The 22,783-nt window shown below is 68.5% G+C and carries 18 protein-coding genes; 5 read left to right on the forward strand and 13 right to left on the reverse strand.

The window, feature by feature from the left end; translation table 11 throughout:
• Nucleotides 1–107 precede the first annotated feature (107 nt).
• From VD972_RS18155 to VD972_RS18165, 3 genes are read right to left on the reverse strand one after another with little or no spacing between them, the layout of a single operon-like run.
• Nucleotides 108–1,004: a PhnD/SsuA/transferrin family substrate-binding protein gene (locus tag VD972_RS18155; protein WP_324988663.1), complete on the reverse strand. Its 897-nt coding sequence runs from the start codon at nucleotides 1,002–1,004 to the stop codon at nucleotides 108–110.
• Nucleotides 1,001–3,538: a tetratricopeptide repeat protein gene (locus VD972_RS18160; protein ID WP_324988665.1), complete on the reverse strand. Its 2,538-nt coding sequence runs from the start codon at nucleotides 3,536–3,538 to the stop codon at nucleotides 1,001–1,003. Before VD972_RS18160 ends, VD972_RS18155 begins: the two co-directional genes overlap by 4 nt.
• A 12-nt stretch (nucleotides 3,539–3,550) precedes the next feature.
• Nucleotides 3,551–5,281, reverse strand: a complete 1,731-nt coding sequence (locus tag VD972_RS18165; protein ID WP_324988667.1) for a PP2C family protein-serine/threonine phosphatase — start codon at nucleotides 5,279–5,281, stop codon at nucleotides 3,551–3,553.
• A gap of 211 nt (nucleotides 5,282–5,492) precedes the next feature.
• On the opposite strand from VD972_RS18165, the gene VD972_RS18170 reads away from it, so the two are divergent.
• The 4 genes from VD972_RS18170 to VD972_RS18185 all read left to right on the forward strand — a co-directional run bounded on the left by VD972_RS18170 (nucleotide 5,493) and on the right by VD972_RS18185 (nucleotide 9,491).
• Nucleotides 5,493–6,707 (forward strand): hypothetical protein, encoded by a 1,215-nt coding sequence (locus VD972_RS18170; RefSeq protein ID WP_324988669.1) that lies wholly within the window; start codon nucleotides 5,493–5,495, stop codon nucleotides 6,705–6,707.
• Nucleotides 6,708–6,850: 143 nt separating this feature from the next.
• Nucleotides 6,851–7,864 (forward strand): thiamine pyrophosphate-dependent dehydrogenase E1 component subunit alpha, encoded by a 1,014-nt coding sequence (locus VD972_RS18175; protein WP_324988671.1) that lies wholly within the window; start codon nucleotides 6,851–6,853, stop codon nucleotides 7,862–7,864.
• A gap of 2 nt (nucleotides 7,865–7,866) precedes the next feature.
• Complete coding sequence (locus tag VD972_RS18180) at nucleotides 7,867–8,922, forward strand: alpha-ketoacid dehydrogenase subunit beta (RefSeq protein ID WP_324988673.1); 1,056 nt, start codon at nucleotides 7,867–7,869, stop codon at nucleotides 8,920–8,922.
• 83 nt (nucleotides 8,923–9,005) lie between these two features.
• Nucleotides 9,006–9,491, forward strand: coding sequence for a GNAT family N-acetyltransferase (locus VD972_RS18185; RefSeq protein ID WP_324988675.1), 486 nt, complete (start codon nucleotides 9,006–9,008; stop codon nucleotides 9,489–9,491).
• A 12-nt stretch (nucleotides 9,492–9,503) separates the two neighbouring features.
• On the opposite strand, the gene VD972_RS18190 is transcribed toward VD972_RS18185, so the two are convergent.
• The 9 genes from VD972_RS18190 to VD972_RS18230 all read right to left on the reverse strand — a co-directional run bounded on the left by VD972_RS18190 (nucleotide 9,504) and on the right by VD972_RS18230 (nucleotide 19,093).
• A complete protein-coding gene (locus VD972_RS18190) occupies nucleotides 9,504–9,863 on the reverse strand; it encodes a TIGR02266 family protein (protein WP_324988677.1) in 360 nt (119 codons plus the stop codon).
• A 236-nt stretch (nucleotides 9,864–10,099) separates the two neighbouring features.
• Complete coding sequence (locus VD972_RS18195) at nucleotides 10,100–12,769, reverse strand: phosphoenolpyruvate carboxylase (protein ID WP_324988679.1); 2,670 nt, start codon at nucleotides 12,767–12,769, stop codon at nucleotides 10,100–10,102.
• Between the two features lie 60 nt (nucleotides 12,770–12,829).
• Nucleotides 12,830–14,551 (reverse strand): AMP-binding protein, encoded by a 1,722-nt coding sequence (locus VD972_RS18200; protein ID WP_324988681.1) that lies wholly within the window; start codon nucleotides 14,549–14,551, stop codon nucleotides 12,830–12,832.
• A gap of 19 nt (nucleotides 14,552–14,570) precedes the next feature.
• Nucleotides 14,571–15,506, reverse strand: a complete 936-nt coding sequence (locus VD972_RS18205) for an alpha/beta fold hydrolase (RefSeq protein ID WP_324988683.1) — start codon at nucleotides 15,504–15,506, stop codon at nucleotides 14,571–14,573.
• 16 nt (nucleotides 15,507–15,522) lie between these two features.
• A complete protein-coding gene (locus tag VD972_RS18210) occupies nucleotides 15,523–15,951 on the reverse strand; it encodes an acyl-CoA thioesterase (protein ID WP_324988684.1) in 429 nt (142 codons plus the stop codon).
• Between the two features lie 12 nt (nucleotides 15,952–15,963).
• Nucleotides 15,964–16,959 (reverse strand): ferritin-like domain-containing protein, encoded by a 996-nt coding sequence (locus VD972_RS18215; RefSeq protein ID WP_324988686.1) that lies wholly within the window; start codon nucleotides 16,957–16,959, stop codon nucleotides 15,964–15,966.
• Complete coding sequence (locus VD972_RS18220; protein ID WP_324988688.1) at nucleotides 16,956–17,252, reverse strand: hypothetical protein; 297 nt, start codon at nucleotides 17,250–17,252, stop codon at nucleotides 16,956–16,958. Before VD972_RS18220 ends, VD972_RS18215 begins: the two co-directional genes overlap by 4 nt.
• Nucleotides 17,253–17,378: 126 nt before the next feature.
• Nucleotides 17,379–18,152 (reverse strand): ABC transporter permease, encoded by a 774-nt coding sequence (locus tag VD972_RS18225; RefSeq protein ID WP_324988690.1) that lies wholly within the window; start codon nucleotides 18,150–18,152, stop codon nucleotides 17,379–17,381.
• A complete protein-coding gene (locus VD972_RS18230; RefSeq protein ID WP_324988692.1) occupies nucleotides 18,149–19,093 on the reverse strand; it encodes an ABC transporter ATP-binding protein in 945 nt (314 codons plus the stop codon). The genes VD972_RS18225 and VD972_RS18230 overlap by 4 nt, the downstream gene beginning before the upstream one ends.
• Before the next feature lie 85 nt (nucleotides 19,094–19,178).
• Here VD972_RS18230 and VD972_RS18235 point away from each other — a divergent pair, with 85 nt between their 5' ends.
• Entirely contained in the window at nucleotides 19,179–20,006 is an 828-nt protein-coding gene (locus tag VD972_RS18235) for a hypothetical protein (RefSeq protein ID WP_324988694.1), read from the forward strand.
• A gap of 177 nt (nucleotides 20,007–20,183) precedes the next feature.
• Here the strand turns inward: VD972_RS18235 and VD972_RS18240 are convergent, their stop codons facing one another.
• Nucleotides 20,184–22,724: a DEAD/DEAH box helicase gene (locus VD972_RS18240; protein ID WP_324988696.1), complete on the reverse strand. Its 2,541-nt coding sequence runs from the start codon at nucleotides 22,722–22,724 to the stop codon at nucleotides 20,184–20,186.
• Nucleotides 22,725–22,783 lie beyond the last annotated feature (59 nt).

Consider the following 22,783-nt stretch of genomic DNA (forward strand, 5'->3'; position numbering starts at 1 on the left):
TACCCCCGGAAGTCCCACACTTCCCCCACCTGATGGGTCGTGGAGTTCCTCCCCCTCAGCCTACCTGATCGGGCGGAGATCCGCCTGATCCCTGCCTCTGCCCCGCCTCAATCGTCCGGCTGTTCGTCGGACACGTCCATCGCGGTGGTGAAGTTGGGGAGCACCGGGTTGAGCTCCTGGGAGCTCACCAAGGCATCCGTGTCCACTCGCAGCATGGGGGACTCGACGATGACGGGCTGGCGGCGCGGAGGCCCCTGCTGGACGAGCTTGCGGAAGTCCTCGAAGTCACGGCCCTGCATCTTCACGAAGGCGCTGAAGGGTGCCACGGCCCCCAGCTTCGGCAGGCCATCCTCCAGGGCGCCGGCCCGCAGCGTCACCAGCAGCGCGCCGGGCACCTTGGTGCTGCGGAAGAGCACCCGCGCATCCTTGGGCACGTGAGACAGCGGCACGAGCGCGGCCTCCGCGCCCTTGGCCTCGAGCATCTTCAGCGCCGACTCCACGTTGGGCACGGACACCAGCTTGAAGTGCTTCTGCGCATCCAGGTCGCCCGCGAAGACGACGTTGGAGACGAACTTCGGATCCGAGGGCCCCGCGCCCTTGGTGAGCGCCAGGCGCTTGCCGGACAGATCCTTCACCGAGCCCTTCCCGTAGGAGATGACGGCCCAGCGCTGCGCGGTGTCTCCCGAGAGCGCGGCGGAGGCCACGGGCGTGGCCTTGGAGCCCAGCTGCACCGCCGCCCACGCGTCCACCACCGCGAAGTCCAGGGTGCCGTCGGAGATCGCCTTGGAGAAGTCCTCGTAGCGGCCAAAGCTCTTGGCCGCCACGGGCTGGCCCAGCGCGGTGCCGATCTGCGCGGCCAGCTTCTCGGCGAAGTCGAAGCGCTCCTGGCCATCCGCCAGGGTGGTGGGCAGGAAGACGCCCAGGGTGGTCTTCTTCTGCGCCCACGCGGAGGGTGCCAGGGCACACACCAGCGCGAGCCCGATCAACAGGCGTGCGGTCTTCATCGAGTGCTCTCCGTAGCGGTGGCCCCGTTGGAGTCAGCGTTGGCGTTGGAGTCGGAATCGGACGCGGCACCGCTCAGGCCGTAGATGGCCACGAGCCGATCCCTCCACTCACGCACGGCCGCCATCCGGGGGCCGCCGCTGGAGGACAGGTAGCGGCGGTAGGCTTCCACCGCCTCGGGGATGTCGTTGCGGCGCTCCTGGGCGTCGATGCCCAGGTTGAGCGTGGCCGTGGACACGGAGGGCTCCAGCTTGCGCCACTCGGCCACGGCGTCGGCCGCCTTGCCCTTGCGGTAGTCCACGCAGGCCATGTTGTGCTGGAGGACGGTGTTGTCCGGCTCGGCGACGAGCGCGGCCTTGAAGGCCTTCTCCGCCAGCTTGAAGTTGCCCGAGAGGTACGCGCGCTCACCCTCGAGCCGGTGGAGCCCGTTGGTGAGGGCGGCGATCCACCGGGCCTGCCAGGGAGAGGGCTTCTTGGAGGCCCCAGCGAGCACCTTGCGCGACTGGGGCACCTGCTCCTTGCGGTACAGCAGATAGGCCTCGGTGAGCGCACGCGTGTTGGACACGGCCCAGCGCGGCGCCGGGGTGAAGCTCTTCTTGAGGGAGGCACTCGCCTCCCCGAAGCGCTTGCCCTCCGCGTAGATGAGCGCGCGGGTGAAGGCGGCCAGCTTGGCCAGATCCGGCTGCTTGTTGAGCGGGAACTTCTCCGCCAGATCCACGTCCTTCTCCGCGGCCCCGGCATCCCCCTTCTCCACGCTGTCCAGGCCGCGGCGCAGCAGCAGGAGCGGGAGGTTGGCCTGGGCCAGATCGCGAGCGGCCTTGGAGGGGCCCGGCTCGGACAGCCGCTGCACGGCCTCGTTCACGCGCCCCAGCTCCACCTCCGCCAGCGCCGCGCCCACGGACACATCCGCCAGCTCACCCGGCTCCTCCGTCAGCTTCGCGGCCTGCTCGAAGGCCTCCAGCGACTTCTGCGCGTCGCCAGCGCCGTGGCGGGCGTAGCCCAGCAGCCAGTGCTCGCGCCAGGTGGCGCCCGGCAGCGTCACGCCCTGCTCCAGCACGGCGCGCGCCCCGGCAAAGTCCCGCTTCTGCAGCAGCGAGGCGCCGAGCCGGCGGGCCATGGCCGCGCTGCGCTCGAGATCATACGCGCGGCGCAGATCGCGCACGGCATCATCCAGCCGGTTGCTCTCGGCGCGGCCTCGCGCCCGGTGGGCCAGCGAGCGCGCCAGCCACTTGGAGGAGGCGGCGTTGCCCGGCTCCACGGAGAGCGCGTTGCTGTAGTCCTCGATGGCCTGATCCCACTGGCCGGTGGCGAAGTGATCGGCCCCCAGCAGGTTGTAGCCAAGCGCCAGCCGCGGCGCGAGCTCCACCACGCGCCGGTGCACCTCCACCGCGCGCTGGAAGCGGCCGGCGCGGCGGTTGACGGAGCCGAGCGAGGACCAGAGATCCAGGTTGTTGCCGCCGGCCTGCACCGCGGCCTCCAGGTAGCGGATGGCCTCCTCGTTGCGGCCCTGTGCCTGCAGCGCCTTGCCCACGGCGATCTGCGCCGGCACCAGCCCGGGGGCCAGCTGGAGCACCTTGCGGTACTCGGCCTCGGCCTCCGAGGACTTCTTCTGCGCCAGCCTCACGTCCCCCAGCAGCAGGTGCGCGGGGGCTGTGCTGCCCAGCTTCACCAGGGCCACCGCCTGCGTCTCCGCACCCGCCACGTCGCCGCCGTTCAGCAGCATGCGCCCCAAACGCTCCTTGGGCTCGGCCGCCTTCGGGAACTTGGTGACCAGGCTCTGCACCAGCACCTGGGCCTCCTTCGGCTTGCCCTCCATCTCCAGCACGGAGGCCAGGCCCATCTGCACCGTCGCGGACTCGGGCTTGCCCGCCTGGGCGCGCTGGAAGGAGGCGCGCGCGGAGGCCGCATCCTTGCGGATGAGGTGGGCCTTGCCGATGAGCTCGTGGATCTGGAAGTCGTTGGCCGCCAGCTTCTCCGGGCGCTGCGCCAGGTAGCGCTGGAGCTTGGCGATGGCCATGTCTCCGCGCTGCTCGTAGAGGTAGTAGGTGCCCAGGTAGTAGTTGGCGATGAGGTACTCCACCTTGTCCGCGTTGGAGACCTGCTCCAGCAGGGGCACGGCCTCTGGGTAGCGGCGCAGCTTGAAGAGCGCCACGGCCACCGGGTACACCACCGTCAGCTCGGTGGGGTTGACGGTCAGCACCGGCTGCAGCTTCTCCACGACGCGCGCGTGATCCTGGAGGGTATTGGCCACGGTGCCCAGCCCCGCGGCGGCCCCTACCGAGGAGGGATCGGCGGCGAGCGCCTGCTCGTAGAGCTGGAGCGACTTGCGAAACTTCTCCTCCGCATCCTTCTTGTCGCCAGCGGTGATGGCGGCGCTGGCGGCGACCTGGGCGGCGTCACCCTCCTGCACCAGCCGCTGGGACTCGGTGAGCGGCGGCGGCCGGTACTGGGCGAAGGCCGCAGTGCCAGTCAGCGCGTGAATGAGGACGAGCGCCGCAGCGAGGCGGCTCAGGGGGGTTCGTGTGAGGCTTCTCATGAGGTTCAAGGGCTAGGAGGCAGGACTGAACTCGGCGACGACGACGGTGATGTCATCGCGCTGGGGTTGGCCAGCGCTGAAGGCGCGCACGTCCGCCAGGATGGCGTCGCGTAGACCCTCGGCGGACAGCTGGGAGTTGGACTGCACGGCGGCGCTCAAGCGCTGGGTGCCGTAGAGCTTGCCGCCGGAGTCGCGGGCCTCGGTGAGGCCGTCCGAGTACCAGACGACGATGTCGCCCGGGCGCAGCTGCGCCTGGCGCGACGAGTACTGCGACGTCACCGAGGCGCCCAGCAGCGGGCCGCGCGCCGGCAGCGAGGCGAACTGGCCAGAGAGGCGGTTGTAGACGGCGGCCGCCGGGTGACCGCCGGCCGCGTAGTCGATGAAGCCCGACTGCGTGTCGATCACAGCCAGCGCGCAGGACATCTGGTACTCGCTGCGGCCCAGGTGGGCCAGGGTGATGTTGAGCGCGCTGATGAGCACCTGCGAGTTGAGCTGATCCGGCTCGCGCATCGTCATGGCCGAGGCGAACCCGCTGGTAGCGCTGGTGGCCACCAGGGCCGTGGACAGGCCGTGGCCCGTGACGTCGCCGATGCCGATGGCCACGCGCTGCTCGTCCAGCGGGGCGCGGAACCACCAGTCGCCGCCGCAGGCGTCCGCCGTGATGACCAGGCCGGCGATGCGCAGCGGCCCTACCTGGAGCGCCTCGCGGCCCGGCAGCAGCGTCTCCTGCACTGTGCGCGCCAGCGACATCTCCCGCTCCAGCTGCGCCTTGACGCGCACGTCCTCGAGCAGGACCTTGATGCGCTCGGCCATGTGGTTGAACACCACGCCCAGGGTGCGCACCTCGCGGCCGGCGCCCGAGGCCTGTCCGGTGCTGCGCGCGTTGAGATCACCTGCGGCCAGCTGCATCACCTTGCGCGTGAGCACGCCGAGCGGACGCGTGATCCGGTGGCTCTGGAAGGCGACCAGCACGCCCGCCAGCACCATGAAGCCCAGGCCCAGCACCAGCGTGCGCAGCGTGGTGTTCTGCAGCGTCGCGCGCTTGCTCTCCTCCAGCTCCTCGATCTGCTTCTGCAGCGCCTCGAGCGAGTAGCTGATGACGATGAGCCCCTTGCCCGTCTGGGAGCCATACTCCAGCGGCTCCTGGAACTCGAAGACGGGCTGGCCCTGGAAGAAGGCGCTGGTCCAGCCGCGCTCCGCCTTGCGTCCGCCGGAGGCCGTCCCGAGCTTGGCCTCCTTGTCCGAGTCGGCCACCAGCTGTCCCTCGGCGTCGAACATCTGCACGCGGAGGATGTTGTGGTTGTCCTCGATGATGGAGCGCGCCACCTCGGTGAGGAAGCTGTAGTTGTTGTCGCGCAGGGAGGTGGCAGAGGTGAGGGCCAGGGTGTGGCTCACCGTCTGGCCAAGCTCGCGGGCCTGGCTCTGGAGCCGCTCCTGGAAGCGCTCGGCGGTCTCCTCGAAAAGACCCTTGGTGGAGGCGAAGGACAGCCCCGCGAGCATTCCCACGATGAGGAAGACCAGCAAGCTGGTGGTGAGGAGCAGGAGCTGGTCCAGCCGCATGCCGCGGATGGAGGCCACGTCCGGCAGCTCACCCGCCTCGAGCGGCGCGACGATGGTGCCCGTCATCTCCCCGGCTACCGGCGCATGCAGCGTGGTGCTGGTGAACTGCACGGCCTGATGAGAGGACGTGGCCTCGATCGGCGCGGCGCCGGTCTGGGTTCCCTCCCGGGTTACCCCGGTCATCGAGGGCTGCGAAGCGTCTTCAGAAATAGCGCTGAGGCGCGAGGTCGTCTTGTTGGCCAAGGGCACACCTGGTCTACGGGCCGCGCCTGGGGACGCGGGCTGGCGGTAGAAGTGGCCGGACTTTACCGTACTTCCACGAGAGTGCGAGCCCCTGGCTCCCCTGCCTGCAGCCAGCCGGCGTACTGATTAGAATGAGTGTACCTGCTCCGCCATGGTTCTTCGCTTTCGGGTGGCCGGCTTCCCAGTCCAGCTCCACCCCCTCTTCGTGCTCACTGCCCTGGCCACCGGCGCGACCGGCTGGCGCAGCCCTGCTCGCCTGGTTGTGTGGTTCGGTGTCATCCTCATCTCCGTGCTGGTCCATGAGCTGGGCCACGCGCTGGCGTTCCGGCGCTTTGGCCACGGGGCGAGCATCTCACTGCACGGGCTGGGAGGGACGGCCACCAGTACGGGAGGCAGGCCGCTCACCCATCGCCAGCACCTGTGGATCTCCCTGGCGGGGCCCGGTGCCGGCTTCCTCCTGGGAGGCCTGGTGCTGGCGCTCCAGCACCTCACGCCCGTGGGCCAGGCAGGTGGCCTGGGGCGCTTCACCGTGAGTGCCCTGCTCTGGGCGAACTTCGGCTACGGAGTCCTCAACCTGATGCCCGCCCTCCCGCTGGATGGAGGCCACGCGGTGGCGGCGGTCATCCGCGAGCGCGGGGGGAACCGCTTCGAGTGGCTCATCCACGCCATCTCCCTGGTGACGGCGGCCGTGGGCCTGGTGCTCGCCATCGTGTGGAAGGAGCTCTGGCTGGGGGGGTTCGCCCTCGTGCTCGGGGTGTTGAACGCGGGGCGGTTCGCCCAGACCTGGGTGGAGCGGCGCTACATGGGCCAGATCCGTACCGCCTCGAAGCGCCTGCGCCCCGTTGTCCAGAGGAACGAGGCCACCTCCAGCATCGAAGGCTTCCTGGCGCAGCTGCGTCCGAGCTCGCGCCCCCCCCCGCCCCCACCGCCGCAGCCCCCTGTGGCTCCCCCCCAGCAGCGCGCTTCGCCTCCGGAACGCCCCGCGCCACCGCCAGAGCGGCCTGCCTCGCCGAGGCCCTCCCGCGCCCGCGAGGAGGACCCCTCCGAGCTGCCCTTCGATCCTCAGTTCCTGGGCGAGTGGCTGCTGGACAATGGGCTGGCAGAGCTGGCCCTCCCACCGCTGCGGGCCGCCTTCACCGAGACACCCACGCCACAGGCGGGGCATGCGCTCGCCACCGCGCTGCTGGAGGTGAGCCGCTACGCAGAGGTGGCGCGACTGCTCTCCAGCCCAGACGTGACGCACCTGGGGGACGCAACGCTCGCCCTCATTGCCACGCGCGCCGAGGCCTCCGGCCAGCCCACGCTGGCCCTGCGCGCCCGGGAGCTGCACCAGGGCCGCACCTCGGCTCGCGCGCCGCGCGCATGACTCCAAGAAGCCTGGCTGATTGCCGCACCGCGCCACGCGAGGGGCATTTCCAGACTGGCGGACATCCTGGCGTGCAGCGCGCTTGAGTGGACCGGGATCGGTTGGGGTATAGGGGCGTCTCCCCACTCTCCAGGAAGCCTCGCGTGTCACGACCCCGTTTGATCAACCGCGAAGAAGCGTCCTCGCCGCCCACGCCCGAGCGCGAGCTGCTCGTCCGGCTCCACGACTTGATGGTGAAGACGCGCGTGCTCGAGGAGCGCCTCATCCAGATGTACAAGCAGGGCCATGGGTACTTCTGGATCGGCGGCCCCGGCGAGGAGGCGTTCAACGTCCCGCTCGGGATGCTGATGAAGAAGGGCCAGGGACTGGACTACGACTACCTGCACGCGCACTACCGGCAGTCCGGCACGCTGCTGGCCCTGGGCGAGGAGCCCATCGGAGCGCTGCGGCAGATGAAGAACACGGCCTCGGACCCGTACTCGGGCGGCCGCAACTTCGCGGGACACTTCTCCAAGCGGGAGTGGAACATCGCTCCGGTGTCCTCGCCCATCGAAGTCCAGTACTCCATCGCCCCGGGCACGGCCATGGCGCAGAAGCGCCACGGCGGAGACGGCATCACCATCGTCACCGGCGGAGACGCGGGCACGGCCGAGGGCGACTTCGCCACGTGCCTGGTGTGGAGCAGCCGCCCCGCCAACCCGCTGCCCATCCTCATCATCGTCACCAACAACAAGTGGGGCATCTCCACCACGGCGGACGGCCAGCACGGCGAGACGCGCATCGCCGATCGCGGGCGCGCCTTCAACATCCGCAGCAAGACGATCAACGGCAACGATCCCCTCGAGTCCTACCGCGAGCTGAAGGAGGCGATGGACTACGTGCGCAAGGAGCGCAAGCCGTTCCTGATGGAGGCCCTGGTGTCGCGCCTGTACGGCCACTCCTCCGCCTCGGGTGCCAACTTCGTGGCCAACGAGGTGGACTGCGTCAAGGAGTTCGAGGCGAAGCTGGAGAAGGAGGGCGTGCTGACGCGCGAGCAGATGGACGCCCTGCGCAACCGGTACAGCGAGGATCTGGCCACGGCCGCGCGCCTGGTGCGTGACGAGCCGCAGCCGGCCCCCGAGTCCATCTGGAACCACATCTACGCGGAGAAGAAATAACCATGGCCAACATGGCACAGGCCATCCGCATGGCCCTGCACTACGCCGAGGAGAACCTCGGGGTGATGGACATCTACGGCGAGGACGTGGGCCCGCCGCTGGGAGGCGTCTTCACGGCGACGCAGGGCCTGAAGACGGCGTGGAACTCGCCGCTGGACGAGCGCGGCATCATCGGCACGGCCATTGGCCTGGCCATGGCGGGCCAGCGCCCCGTGGCCGAGATCCAGTTCGCCGACTACATCTTCAACACCATCGATCTGCTGAAGATCGCGGGCAACACGCTCTGGTCGAGCAACGGCGACTGGAACCTGCCCATGGTGGTGAAGACGCCGGTGGGCAGCGGCATCCGCGGCTCCCTCTACCACTCGCACTCGTTCGACGCGACGGCCACCCACATCCCCGGCTGGAAGATCGTCATCCCCTCCAACCCGCTGGATGCGTACGGGCTGATGCTCGCCGCCTGCCAGGAGCTCAACCCCGTCATGTTCCTGGAGCCCAAGGCGCTCTTGCGCGTGAAGGGCGAGGAGCGCATCCCCGGCGAGCCCGACGACGACAAGCAGCTGTCGAAGATGATCGACGCGCCGCTGGGGGATCGCTCGGCGTGGAAGCCGCAGTGGCCTTCGCTGGAGCGCTACGAGGTGCCCATCGGCAAGGGGAAGGTGGTGCGCGAGGGCACGCAGGTAACGGTGGTCAGCTACGGCCGCACCCTTCCGCTGTGCGCCAAGGCGGCGGATACGCTGCGCGAGCAGGGCGTGAGCGCGGAGATCATCGACCTGCGCACGCTGTGGCCCTACGACTGGGAGCTCATCAAGGGCTCCATCGAGAAGACGGGCCGCGTCCTGTTCGTGAACGAGGACACCGAGGTGACGAACTTCGGCGAGCACCTGGTGCGCCGCACGGTGGACGAGCTCTTCTACAAGCTGCTGGCGCCCCCTCGGCTGCTCGCGGGCAAGTTCGTGCCCGGCATTGGCCTGGCGGACAGCCTGGAGATGGCCTCTGTGCCGCAGCTGAACGACATCACCGAGGCCCTCCGCAAGCTCGCATCCGAGGAGCCGTAAGCAACGCACTGCAAGTGTAGGAGTCCGGACCGTCGCTCCTCAGGGTGGAGGAGCGGCGATCCTTCCGTTAGACTCGGGGATCCGTGTCGACGCCCATCGCCAAGAGCCCACCTCCCTCGCCTGCGCCCGCGACCTCCTCCGCGTTCCGCATCCGCCGTGCACGCAGGGGAGATGTCGAGGCGCTCTCTACACTCCTCAGAGAGCTGGGCTACACGGAGGGCTCGGACACGCAGACGGTCCACTGGGTCACCAGCCATCCTGAGATCGAGATCTTCGTGGCCTGCGATCCGCAGGACCGGCCCGTGGGCATGCTCAGCCTCTCGCACCGTCCGCAGCTGCGGCTGCGCGGACGCATCGCCACCGTGGACGAGCTGGTGGTGACGGAGCCATGGCGGCGCCGCGGGGTGGGCCGGGCGCTGCTGCTCCACGCCATCGAGCGGGCGCGGGTGCTGAGCGTGAAGCGGATGGAGCTGGCGTCGCGCCAGGAGTCCGGGCCAGACACGGCGCGCTTCTTCGAGGCCTGTGGCTTCGTGGCGGACTGCATGGTGTTCCGCCACTCGGGCTCCTGAGCCGCGGCGCTGCTAGCGCTTGATGCTGTCGATGACGCGCTGGAGCCGGGCGCGGTCGTCCTCGCTCATCGCCGTGAAGCGCACGCCAATGGCCTCGGACTCATCCCGCACCCAGGCGATGACGCCCCGGAGCTGGAAGGCCTGGCCCTCGACGACCATGTCCATGAGGACGGGCGAGCCCACGTCGTAGGCCCGCCGGGTGCGGAGGCACAACCCGCCCGCGGAGACATTCACCGAATAGGCCCTCAAGGCCTTGGCTGCCTCCTGCGCGTGCGTGAAGTGCACCTCGAAGCGAGCAGAGACCCGCTCCTCGTTCCGGCGGTTCAGGTCGTCCTGCCCGGTAGCTGGCACATCAGCGGAATTGCTGTTCATGCGGAACGGACACTCCCAAGCGCAGGGTTACAAATCAATCGGCCGACCTGACGATAGTGCTCACTGTGCACCTGCCCGCCCCCCGAGCAGCTCAAGTGTCCGCTGTCCCCTGCGCCTGTTCAAGGGGTCCCCTCTCGGGAAAGCCTCTGTCGACACGGGTGATTCTCGATTGTCCGGGAGTTCCGAGCAGCTGTCCGTGCATATGCAGGCGTGGGAGGGCTGACGAGGACCACCGCTCAGCCGGTGTTGCGCATGCCGGCGGCGATGCCGTTGAGGGTGAGGAGCAGCGGCCGGTCCACATCCTGCTGGCCTTCGCGCTTGCGGCGCAGCAGCTCCACCTGGAGGAAGGACATGGGATCCACGTAGGGGTTGCGCAGGGAGATGGAGCGCTGGAGCTGTGGGTTGTGGTCCAGCAGCCGCGCCTCGTCCGTGAGGCGCTTCACCCAGCGGCGCGTGCGCGAGTGCTCAGCCCGGATGCGCTGCCACAGCGGGCGTGTGGCCTCCGGAGCCAGCGTCGCGTAGCGCGCGGCGATGGCGATGTCGCTCTTGGCCAGCACCATGGTCACGTTGTCGATGACGGCTCGGAAGAACGGCCACTGGCGGTACATCCGCCTCAGCAGCACCAGCCCGTCTGGCTTCGCCGCGAACGCCTCCAGCGCCGAGCCCACGCCATACCAGCCCGGCAGGATGGCCCGGTTCTGCGTCCACGCGAACACCCAGGGGATGGCCCGCAGCGACTCGAGCCCTCCGGCCTTGCGCTTGCTCGGGCGCGAGCCGATGGGCAGCGCCGAGATCTCCTCCACGGGGGTGACGGCCATGAAGAACTCGACGAAGCGAGGATCCTCCCACACGAGCGCGCGGTACGCGCGCCGCCCGACCTCCGCCAGCGTGTCGAAGGCGTCGCGGAAGCTCGCCTCATCCTCGGGAGCCGCCTGGGGCTGGGCATCCATCACGTGCAGGAGCACCCCGCCCAGCACCAGCTCCAGCGTGCGCCGCGCCAGCTCGGGCCGCGCGTACTTGTGGTCCAGCGCCTCGCCCTGCTCCGTCGCCTTGTACCCACCCACGAGGCTCCCTCGCGGCAGCGCGAGGATGGCCTGCTGTGCCGGACCGCCTCCGCGCGCCACCGACTCGCCCCGGCCGTGGAAGAGACGCAGGGGAATCCCATCCTCCTGAGCGACTCGGGTGAGCGCCACCTGGGCCCGGTGGAGCGCCGCGGCGGCCGCCAGCAGCCCCACCTCCTTCCCGGAGTCGCTGTAGCCCACCATCACCTCTTGCACGCCTCGCGCCTGCACGTGGCGGCGGTAGGTGGGATCGGCGAAGAGGGTCCGCAGCACCTTGGGTCCGTCATCCAGCGCGCCGAGCTGCTCGAACAGCGGGACGATGTCCACCGTGGCGCAGCCGCGCTCCGCGTCCCACAGGCCGGCGTGGCGCGCGCAGCGGAACGCAGCCAGCACGTCCTCGGCGGTGCTGGCCATGGAGAGGACGAACGTGCGGCACGCCACCTCACCGGCCTGGGCCTGGGCCTCGCGCACCCGATCCAGCACTCCGAGCAGCCGGGCGCCTCCCTCCGACGGTGGAGCCCCTCCGGTCAGCGAGGCATTGGCGCTGATCGCATCCTCCGCCGGGACGCGGAACTCCAGCTCGGCCAGGTGGAAGCCCATGGCGTGGACTCGCGCCAGCACCCGCCGCACCTGCCTTACGCCCGCGCGCTCGGCCTTCACCTCCAGGAGCGTGCGCTCGATGAGCTCGAGATCCTTCAGGAACGCGGCGGGAGCTCGGTAGGCCTCGGGAGCCATGGGCTCGGTGCGTCCGGCGCGCTGCCCCTCCACGTACTGGAGCGAGAGCTGGAGCCGGGCCTCCATGAAGCGCAGCTTGCGTCGCCACGGCTCGCCCGCGGTGCGAGGCCCCTGCCGCTGTGCCACCTCGGGCAGCGCCACCTTGTCCTGATCGAGCGAGGCGCGCAGCTCGTCAGGCGTGGGCGCGTGCAGATCCGACTGGGAGAGCGCGACGCCCAGCGCCTCCACATCCCGCAGCAGCATGCGGAGGCCTCGGGCGCGATGGGCGCGCAGCGTGTCCTCGAGCACCTCGGGAGTGACGAGCGGGTTGCCATCCATGTCTCCGCCCACCCACGAGTGCAGCCGCACCGGCGTGGGGATGGGGCCCAGGGGCTCGCCATAGGCGCGCTCGAACGCCCAGGCGATCGCCTCTGGCAGCCGCGCGAGCTGCTCTGCCAGCACCTCCTCCACGTACCAGAGGACGTTCTTCACCTCGTCGCCGACGGCGGGGCGCATGCGCCGCAGCTCGTCCGACTGCCAGAGGGCGGTGACCTCCTCGCGCACGGACTCGAAGTTGTCCGCGATCTCCTGCGGCGTGAGTGAGCAGCGGTCCCGATCCTCCAGCAGCCGCTGGATGCGGTAGAGCTTCTCCAGCAGCGTGCGCCGCGCCGCCTGCGTGGGATGGGCGGTGAGCGTCAACGTCACTGGGAGCGAGCGGAGGGCCTCACGCACCCGCTCCTGGGAGATGCCCGCGTCCCTCAGCGCCTGGAACGCAGCCTCCAGCGAGCCGCGCTGAGGAGTGGCCTGCGGGTCGCTCGCGTGGGCGCGGAAGCGGCGGATGCGGTGGTGCTGCTCGGCGAGGTTGGTGAGCTGGAAGTAGACGGAGAAGGCGCGGAGCACCGGCTCGGCCTGCTCCAGCGGGAGCTGCTTCAGGAGCTCGGCGAGCTTGGCGGCAGCGGTCCTGCGGCCCTCCTTGGGGCCTCGGCGGCGCTGGATGGCGAGGTGGCGGACCTGCTCCTCCAGCTCGAAGAGCTCCTGCCCCTCTTGCTCGATGAGGACTTCTCCGAGCAGCCGGCCCAAGAGGCGGACATCCCGACGGAGCGCCTGGTCTGCGGAACGGGTACGTGCCATGACGCGCTGCACCCTAGCTCCACCCGGGAGGGGGCGGCTCGAAAAATAGGGCTCCCTGACTTACCGGAACCGCTGCAACACCGTCCCGGCCGCCGTGCGCCCCGACTGGAGCCATCGCTTCCCACGCTTCCGGGCCTCGAGCAGTGAGCCATAGAAGAGCCGCTGGGCATGCATCCGCAGCAGATCCGCGCGCAGCTTCATCGGCGTGGCCACGCGGATCCGCCCCTGCTCGTAGGCCTCCGTCATGGCCCGGCGCTGGAGCTTGCCGCTGCTCGTCTTCCGGATCTGCCCGTAGCGGATGAACAGCACGTCCTGTGGCGTCACGGTGACACCCACCGACTCCAGGATCGCCGCGCACACCTGCTGATGGCTCTGAGCGCTCGGCTCCAGCGCCGCGGGAGCGTGCGCCTCGGCCAGCACCACCACCCGGCCCTGCGTCTGGATGACCACCGTGCGGCCCGGACGGATGAACGGCAGCCGCTCGATGGCCTGCTCGAAGTCGCTGGAGAAATAGCTCTGCCCGTTGATCTTGATCCGATCGTTGACGCGGCCGGTGATGAACAGCTCCCCGCCGTCCATGAAGCCCAGATCACCCGTGGCGTAGAAGCCCTCCGCGCCCAGCAACGGGCGCTCGTCCGCGTAGTACGAGGCCGCCAGGCTCCCCCCGCGCAGCTCGATCTCTCCCGACTCCCGCTCGCCGCACACGCGCCCGTCCTCGGTGCGCAGCCGCACCTCGAACTCCTGCAGGGGACGCCCGACGGAGATCGCGGGCTGTCCATGGGGCGAGCTCACCACACGCCAGCCCTCGTCCTGCCCCACGCAGGAGACCATCAGCACCGCCTCGGCCATGCCATAGCAGGGCTTGAAGGCCTCCCGCTTGAACCCCCGGGGCGCGAGCAGCTCGGTGAAGCGCTCCAGGTTCGGGATGTTGATGGGCTCGCTGCCCAGGTAGATGGTGCGCAGCGCCGACAGCTCCAGCCGCTCGAGCTCCTGGGGCTCCAAGTCGCGCAGCGTCTTCAACGAGTAGTCGATCGCGAAGTTGGGGATGACACTGATGGAGGCTCGGAGCTTGGACATCAGCTCCAGCCAGCCCAGCGGCTCCATGAGGAAGCTGATGGGCTGCGTGAGGTGGGCATCCATGCCCGAGTAGACGCAAGTGAGGATGCCGATGAGCCCCATGTCGTGGTAGAGCGGCAGCCAGCTCACCCCCCGATCCTCGGCCGTCCGACCATCGTGCTGGGCGATCATCCGCAGGTTGGCCCGCAGGTTGCGCTGGGTGATGGGCACGCCCTTGGGGAAGGACGTCGATCCGGAGGAGAACTGCACGAAGGCCAGCTCCTCCGGGGCCACCTCCCGAAGGCGCGCCCCCCTCCCCTTGGCCCCGGTGGGCGGCAGCGGCACACGGCCCAGGGTCAGCTCCAGGCTGCTCAGGCTCGGCGCGTCGAGCACCCGGCGCGCTCCGTAGCGCTCGGAGATCCGCCCCAGGAACTCGACGTAGCTCTGCCGGGGCGTGCTGAAGATGTAGGGCTTCACCGAGAGCGGGATCGCCCCTACCTCCATCAGCCCGAAGAAGGAGAAGAACACCGCCTCCTCGCTCTCGAAGGGCAGGATGACATGCTCGCCGCGCTGAATGCCCTGGGCCCGGAAGTGCTCCGCGCACGCCGCCACCCGATCCGGGAAGCTGGCATAGGGCAGGAACGTCGGCGGGCTGAAGAAGTCCTCGTACAGGTACATGCCGCGCCGAGGATCCACCTCGCCGAGCCGCTGGATGATGTCGAGCATCGCCACCCCTCCCCTCTTCTCAGAGACCGGCGCTCCGGGAGCGCATCCACTCGTGGACTCGCGGGAGGATCTCCTTCTGGGCCCGGCTCCCGCGGATGATGTCGAAGTGGCCGAAGTCGCTGGCGAAGCCGTGCGAGCGCCCGCAGATGGTGAAGGTCTTGTCCGTGCTGCCCAGCTTCCCCACGAGCTTCTCCGCGCGGCGCGGCGAGGCATGGAAGACGTCCGCCTCCCCCACACCCGAGAACACGGGGAGCGTCACCTGTCCCAGCGCCTGCCAGTAGTCCGTGCGCCCATCCACACTCTGGAATGCGCCCGTGGGCGCCCACTGCGCGAACTGCCGCATGACGGCGGCGGGCTCGTCCGCGGGGCCCTGCTTGAGCGCCTTGGCGGGGAAGCGGCCCAGCAGCCCGGCCAGCAGGCTGGAGAAGCGGACCATCACCCCCTTCTTCAGCCCTCCATCGCTGTAGTCATTCACGGCCGTGGACAGCACGCACACGCCGTTGAGCATCCGCTGAACCTCCGGGTGGAGCCCCAGCCCGGCAAGCGCCGCATAGCCCGCCATGCTGTGGGCCAGGAGGAAGAGCGGCCCGGTGTGCCGCGCACGCACGGCGCGGATCAGATCCGGGATGTCATCCTGGGCGTACGTGTCGAAGCTCCAGTCCCACGCCCGCTTCGCGGGCCAGCGGCTCCCCCCGTGGCCCCGCAGGTCCGCGAGGTACACCGTGCAGCCTTGATCCAGGAAGTAGCGCGCCGGGCCTTCCCCGCTCGCGCCCAGGAAGAAGCGCCCGTCGGAGAACAGCCCATGGAGGAACAGGATCCCCACTCCTCCGGCTGCCGCGGACTCGGTGCGCGCCTGGAGCACGTGGAGCTGGTGCCCACCGCTGGTGGGGACCCACCACTCGTCCCGCGCCAGGGGCGTAGGAGGCGCTGCGCTGTCTGCCACGGACTGGGACATGGTGCTCTCTCTCTCCTCAGGAAGTCGGCTTGCGCGCCGCGGCGATGAAGTCCTGCACCGAGCGCAGGGTTCGATCCGCCACATCCAGGAAGGCCGCCTGCACCCGCGCCTCCACCGCGACGGCCCGCTCGGACTCCAGGAGGATCTGCTGAACGAAGCGAGCCCTGTAGAGGACCGACTCCTCGTCCTCCAGCTCCTCCGCCGTGGGAGACTCGAGGAGCGTGCGGACCACCACCTCCTGCGGCACGATCTCCCGCCGGTAGTCCACCTCGATGCGCAGGGTGACGGCGATGATGCCGCCCCCCCGCTGCAAGGACTGCTGCTCCATCCACGCCCAGCGCCCTGCCTCCAGGTACTCCAGGGCGACCGCGTTGTTCACATGGCCGAGGCTGTCCAGATCATTGGGCCTCACCCGAAGCGTGAGGAAGGATTCTTCGAAGCTCACGAAGACAGACTCCTAGCAGCCCACCAACTCCATCCACGTGTCCTCGACCTCTTCGGCGGAGGAGACAGTGATGCCGGTGATGCGCTTGAGCGCGTTGAAGATCAGCGTCTCCTTCTTCTCGAGCTCATTCGGGGCGTACATCCCCTCCCGGTACTCGAGCTGATCCCACCAGTTGACGTGCGTCCCCCGGCTCTCGACCCGCTCGCGCTTGCTGCCATGCACCTCTCCGCCGTCGCGCAGGAAGAAGTGGGCCACCGCGAAGGCTTCCTTGGCATGGTACTCGCCGCTGTCCACCAGGGCCTTGGCGAACGCGATGAAGTAGTTCATGTGCTGGATCTCGTCCGCGGCCACCTGCTTGAACAGGGCCTTGAGGCCAGGTTCCTGGATCATCCGCGCGCAGTTGGCGTAGTTGACCGCGGCGACGATCTCGGAGACCGCCAGCAGCGTCAACGTGCGGAGCATGTCGTCATCCGGGAAGATCTTCCGGAACTCGATGAACGTCTCGTCGGAGACGCGCTCCAGGCCGAACAGGGTGGCCAGCCGATTGAAGCTGGTCTCGTGGTGCGCCTCCTCCTCGTTCCAGTAGCGGCTCCAAGTGCCACAGGCCTGCATGATGGAGGAGACCACCGCGTTCTTGCCCTGCCACCGGCGGCACTCGGTGTCAGACAGCCGCGCGAGGCGGTCCGCGCCGGGCTTGGTGGTGAGCTCCGCCCGCCCCGCGTTCCACACCAGCAGCCGGTCCGACTGGGAGACACGCTCCACGTCGATCGCGGCCAGCATCTCCATCACGCTCCACCGCCGGGACTCGTGGAGGCGCTGCTGCTCCCAGGAGATGTCGACGAGCGTGCGCCCCTCCGCGGTGAAGGCTCGGAAGAGATCCGCGACGATCACAGGCTTGCCAGCCGCCTCGCGCGCTTCTGACTCCGCAGGCCCCGCCATCTCCGAGGGCTGCCCCGCAAGGGGCATGGGGGTGAGCGCGGCCTGGACGATCTTGTCCGGGGTGCTCATGCCGCCCTCCCCTGCTGGCGCTCGACCTCCTGGAGGAACACCTCCAGGACCTTGGAGACCGGCGTGTCCAGCGCGAGGGCTGGCAGGCGAACACGGATGCCGTGCTCCTTGCGCAGGGAGTTCGACGTCCGCGCGAACGCCTCCATCAGATCGACGCTGTTGGTCATCTTCTCGGAGCGGCCCATGATCGCGGCCAAACTCAGGTCCGGTCCGAAGACCTCCTCTGAGGTCAACCCTATGTTTTCACAGAACTTTTGCTGGATGTACGCCTTGAGATCAGGGGTGTTGGCCATTGGCTCCTCGGTTGCTCAGGAGCTAACAATCGATGATGCGCCATGTCAACACTGGTTTTCCCCCCATTACCGGTTTGTCTCGGAGGCGCGCGCCGGACTTCTCGAGCCAGAGGCCTCCGCGACGCCCTAGTTCTTCAAGCGATAGCCCGTCTTGAAGATCCACCCCACCACCGACAGGCACACCACGAAGAAGCCCAGCGTCATGGCCAGGCTCACCCCCACCTCCACGTCCGCTGTCCCGTAGAAGCTCCAGCGGAAGCCCGAGATCAGGTAGACCACCGGGTTGAACAGGGTGACGGTGCGCCAGAACGGCGGCAGCATGTCGATGGAGTAGAACGCACCGCCCAGGAACGTCAGCGGCGTCACGATCAGCATGGGGATGAACTGCAGCTGCTCGAAGCTGTTGGCCCAGACGCCGATGATGAAGCCGAACAGGCTGAAGGTCACCGCCGTCAGCACCAGGAAGGCGATCATCCACAGCGGGTGCAGGATCTGGAGCGGCACGAACAGCGCCGCGGTGGCCAGGATGATCAACCCCAGCGCCACGGACTTGGTCGCCGCCGCCCCGACATAGGCGATGACGATCTCCAGATAGCTCACCGGCGCCGACAACAGCTCGTAGATCGTGCCGGTGAACTTGGGGAAGTAGATGCCGAAGCTGGCGTTGAAGATGCTCTGGGTGAACAGGCTGAGCATGATCAGGCCGGGCACGATGAAGGCGCCGTAGGGCACGCCGTCCACCCGCGTCACCGCCGACCCGATGGCCGAGCCGAAGACCACGAAATAGAGCGAGGTGGTGATCACCGGGGTGACGACGCTCTGCAACAGGGTGCGCAGCGCCCGCGCCATCTCGAACCGGTAGATCGCCCATACGCCATAGCCATTGAATGTCATGCTCATGATGCGGCGCGCTCCTTGACCAGGCCCACGAAGATGTCCTCGAGCGAGCTCTGGCGGGTGTTCAGATCCTTGAATCCAATGTCCAGCTCGCTCATCCGCCGCAGGAGGCTCGGCACGCCCGTCCGCTCCTCGTTCGCGTCGAAGACGTACTCCAGCTCATGGCCTTCGGCCTTCAGCGTCAGCGGCCATTCGGCCAGCTCGGACGGGATGGCCGCCAGCGGCGCCTGGAGGTTCAGGGTCAGCTGCTTCTTGCCCAGCTTCTTCATCAGGCTGGCCTTCTCCTCGACCAGGATCAGCTCGCCCTTGGAGATCACTCCCACCCGGTCCGCCATCTGCTCGGCCTCCTCGATGTAGTGGGTGGTCAGGATGATCGTCACACCCTTCTCGCGCAGGCGCCGGACCAGCTCCCACATGTCCCGGCGCAGCCCCACGTCCACGCCCGCGGTCGGCTCGTCGAGGAACAGGATCTCCGGCTCGTGGCTCAGCGCCTTGGCGATCATCACCCGCCGCTTCATGCCGCCCGACAGCGTCATGATCCGGGAGTCCTTCTTGTCCCACAGCGACAGGTCGCGGAGCACCTTCTCGATGTGGGCCGGCTGGGGCGCCTTGCCAAACAGCCCGCGGCTGAAGCTGACCGTCGCCCACACCGTCTCGAAGGCGTCGGTCGTCAGCTCCTGCGGCACCAGCCCGATCTTGGTGCGCGCGGCGCGGTACTCCTTGAGCACGTCGTGCCCGTCGGCGACGATCCTCCCCGAGCTCGGAGTGACGATGCCGCAGATGATGTTGATGAGCGTCGTCTTGCCGGCCCCGTTCGGGCCCAGCAGGGCGAAGATCTCGCCCTTGCGGATCTCCAGATTGATGTTCTTCAGCGCATGGAGCCCTGACGCATAGGTCTTGGTCAGGCCGGAGACGGAGATGACTGTCTGCATGGTGGTAGGCATAGAGGGCACGTGAGACGTCTCGCCTTTATGGCGTCGCGCCGCGGAACTCAAGCCGCACGGTGGATGGAGCTGCTAGCATGTTCCCGTGCGCTTGTTCCTGCGGCGTCTCAGGTTTGCTGCGGCGATCGGGGCGGCTGGCGGAGCGCTGATCTGCCTGTCCTGCCTCGTCTCTTTCCTGACCGGCTCGGTGCTCGCGGGAGGCTTTACCGGGATCCTCGGGGGGACGTGGTTGACGATCAAGGCCTTCCTGGTGGGGGGGGATCTCGGGGATCTCGATGATGATGGGTTGGTCCTCGGGCTCACCGCGGCGATCGCCGCCAGCTTCGCCGGCTTCCTGGGGAGCGTGCCTCTCATGGAGCTCCGCCGTCTGACCGGCCGCGAGCAACGTGAGGTGTCCCTCGCGGAGGTGACGAACCACCCCGACGTGGCGCGCTTCCGTCTGCGCGACGGCCACGTGGCGGCCCAGGACGTCCTCACGGAGTACCACCGCCATCCCAGCAAGAAGAACCCCAGGAGCTACAAACACGCCGTGGCCCCCGTGCTCCCTCCTGGGTGGCGTCCCGGTGAGCCTGTGCGCGTCTGGGCTGTCTGCCACGACTTCAGCTCCACCCAGGAGGACGAGTGTCTCGAGGCCTGGCGTGCGCCGGCTGGAGGAGCCATCGTCGTGGACCCCGAGCTCGAGTTCTGTTTTCAGATCGCCGTGCCCGCCCAGCACGCCCCCCCCGACGGGCGCCTTGTGTTCGTGCACTGGGTGAAGAGCCCAGAGGCCTACCTCGGGGCGCGCTGGGGGGAGTTCCTCGGCTTCCTCAAAATCACCTCCATCATCTGGGGCGTGATCGCCGGGCTCTGGCTCTTCGGGACCACGCTTGCGCGTGCCGTGTCGCGCTTGCGGCGTGCCGTGTCACGGAGATGAGGGGCGCGTAAATCGAGGGCCATGGAAATGTCGCCGCTGGGTGCCAGACGGGTATGGCTGGCCATCGGCCTGGCACACACGTACGAGACTGCAAGCACTGCGGCTGGATTGGCCGCCCGCTCATGACCGTCACGCACAGCGGGCTGCGCGTCCACTACGAGGGAGCCCAGGCCTGACTCAGGTTCCAATCCTGCGCAGGATGAGGATGGGGCCGTCGTCCAGCTTGCGGCCACGCAGGTCGATCTCACAGTCCAGCATCCAGTCTCCATGGCCCTCCGGGTCCATGATGCGCTGCTGCGCCTCCCACTGCCGGGGGCCCGTCTCCTTGAGGAACGTGAGGCCCGGCCGGCGCGCCGCCGGGGTGAGGATCACCACCTTGTGCTCCTCGAAGTACGGCGCCATCGCCTGCTCCAGCTTCGGCGCCGTCCACTCCCCCAGCGTCACGTCCAGCATCCCCAGCGCATCCATGTAGCGCTTCTGCCCCAGCGCCCGGAGCAGCCGGTGCAGCTCCTCGCGTACGCGGGCCGCGAAGGCCTTCGGATCCTCCGTCAGCTCCTTGGGCTTGAGCTCCACCACCGGCTTCGGCGTCAGCGCCGCCTCCGGGTTGCGCATCCGCTCCCACTCGTCCAGCAGGCTGGAGTCCACCTGGCGCACTGTGGCTCGTAGGTGGTCGATGAAGTCCTCCACCGCCTCGTCCTTGAAGCGCTCGGGCACCGTCTGCACCAGCGTCTTGTACACGTCCCCCACGTACCGCAGCAGCGCGCCCTCGCTGCGCTGCAGGCCGTACTCGCGCACGTAGTCGTGGAAGGACATGAAGCGCTCGAACATGTCCCGCACCACCGACTTGGGCCGGATGTTCTCCTGCCCCACCCACGGGTGCTTCTGCGCGAACACGTTGAAGGTGGAGTAGATGAAGTCCCGGTTCGGCTTGGGCCACTCCAGCTTCTCCAGCTCCTCCATCCGATCGTCGTACTCCATCCCCTGCGCCTTCATCTCCGCGATCTTCTCCCCCTTGAGCTGGTGGAGCTGCGCGTAGAGGACGACGTCCGGGTTCTCGAGGATGGACTCCACCAGCGTCACCACGTCCAGCGCGTACGTCTCCGTGGTGGGATCCAGCTTCTCCAGCGTGTCCAGCAAGTACAGCGACAGCGTGTGGTTCATCGAGAAGTCCCGCTGCAGGTCCTCCGCGACCTTCACCACCGCATGGCCCGGGTGCTTCTCCACGCTGACGATCCCCGCACCTTGCAGCGTCCGGAAGCAGCTGGCCGCCGTCTTCAGGTGCTTGCGCTTCTTGTAGTCCGAGTCGTGCGTCCGCTGGGCGAGCTGCACCAGCCGCTTGTACCCGCCGCTGCCCTCCGTCAGATCGCTCTGCAGCAGGTTGAGCAGCAGGCCGTGGGACACCTCGAAGCGCGACTCCAGCGGCTCGGGGATGCCGTTCTGCAGCCGATCGAAGGTGCTCTTGTCGTAGTGGACGTAGCCCTTCTGCGGCGGCTTGGCCTTGGGCGCCTTCTTCTTGCCCGCGGCCTCCTTCTGCGCCTGCTTGATGTTCTCGATGGCGTGATCGGGCGCCTGCGCCACCACGCTGCCCTGATCGTCGAAGCCCTTGCGCCCCGCTCGACCGGCGATCTGCTTGAAGTCCCGCACGCTCAGCGTGGCCAGCTTCTCGCCGTTGAACTTGAACAGCTGCGTGAAGAGCACCGTGCGGATGGGGATGTTCACCCCCACGCCCAGCGTGTCCGTGCCAGAGATCACCTTGAGGTGCCCGGACTGCGCCAGCTTCTCCACCAGCAGGCGGTACTTGGGCAGCAGGCCCGCGTGGTGCATGCCCACGCCGTGGCGCAGGAAGCGCTGGAACTCCTTGCCGTACGGGGTGTCGAAGGGCGCCTCCAGGAGCGCCTGCCGGATGGCCTCCTTCTCCTCCTTGGTGGAGAAGTCCACGGACATGAGGTTCTGCGCCTGCTCCGCCGCGGCCCGCTGCGTGAAGTTCACCAGGTAGATGGGGTACTTCTTCTGCGCCACCAGATCCTGGATCGTCTCGTGCAGCGGCGTCTCCCGGTAGTCGAAGTCCAGGGGCACCGGCCGCTGCGTGCTGCGCACCGACACGACTTCCTTGCCGGTGAGCTTGAGCAGCCCCTCCTCGATGATGTGCGTGTCCCCGAGCGTGGCCGACATCATCAGGAACGTCGTCTTCGGCAGCGCCAGCAAGGGGATCTGCCAGGCCGTGCCGCGATCCCGATCCGAGTAGTAGTGGAACTCGTCCATCACCACGTAGTCCACCCGGGCGCGCGAGTCCCGCATGGCCATGTTGGCGAGGATCTCCGCCGTGCAGCAGATGATGGGCGCCTCGCGGTTGATGCTGGCGTCGCCCGTGAGCATGCCCACGTTCTCCGGACCGAAGGCGTCGCAGAGCGCGAAGAACTTCTCGTTCACCAGCGCCTTGATGGGGCACGTGTAGTAGGAGATCTTCCCCTCGGCCATGGCCTTGAAGTGCAGCGAGGTGGCCACCAGCGACTTGCCCGAGCCCGTGGGCGTCTTCAGGAACAGGTGCTTGTCCGCCAGCAGCTCGAGGATGGCCTCCTCCTGCGCCGGGTAGAGCTCCAACCCCGTGGACGACACGTAGCCGACGAAGCGGTTGAGGATCTCGTCGGTGCTCAGGGGCGGCGAACCGCGTGCGGGGAGCAGGGCAGCCAGGGGAGCGCTTTTCTCGGGGGTATCCATCTCGGAGGTGGAATCTAGGCGGCCGAGCCCCGCGCCACCTGGAAAAATCGCGCTCCCGG

This window comes from Hyalangium sp. (assembly GCF_035629615.1).
In the GTDB taxonomy this organism is placed as follows: Bacteria; Myxococcota; Myxococcia; order Myxococcales; family Myxococcaceae; genus Hyalangium.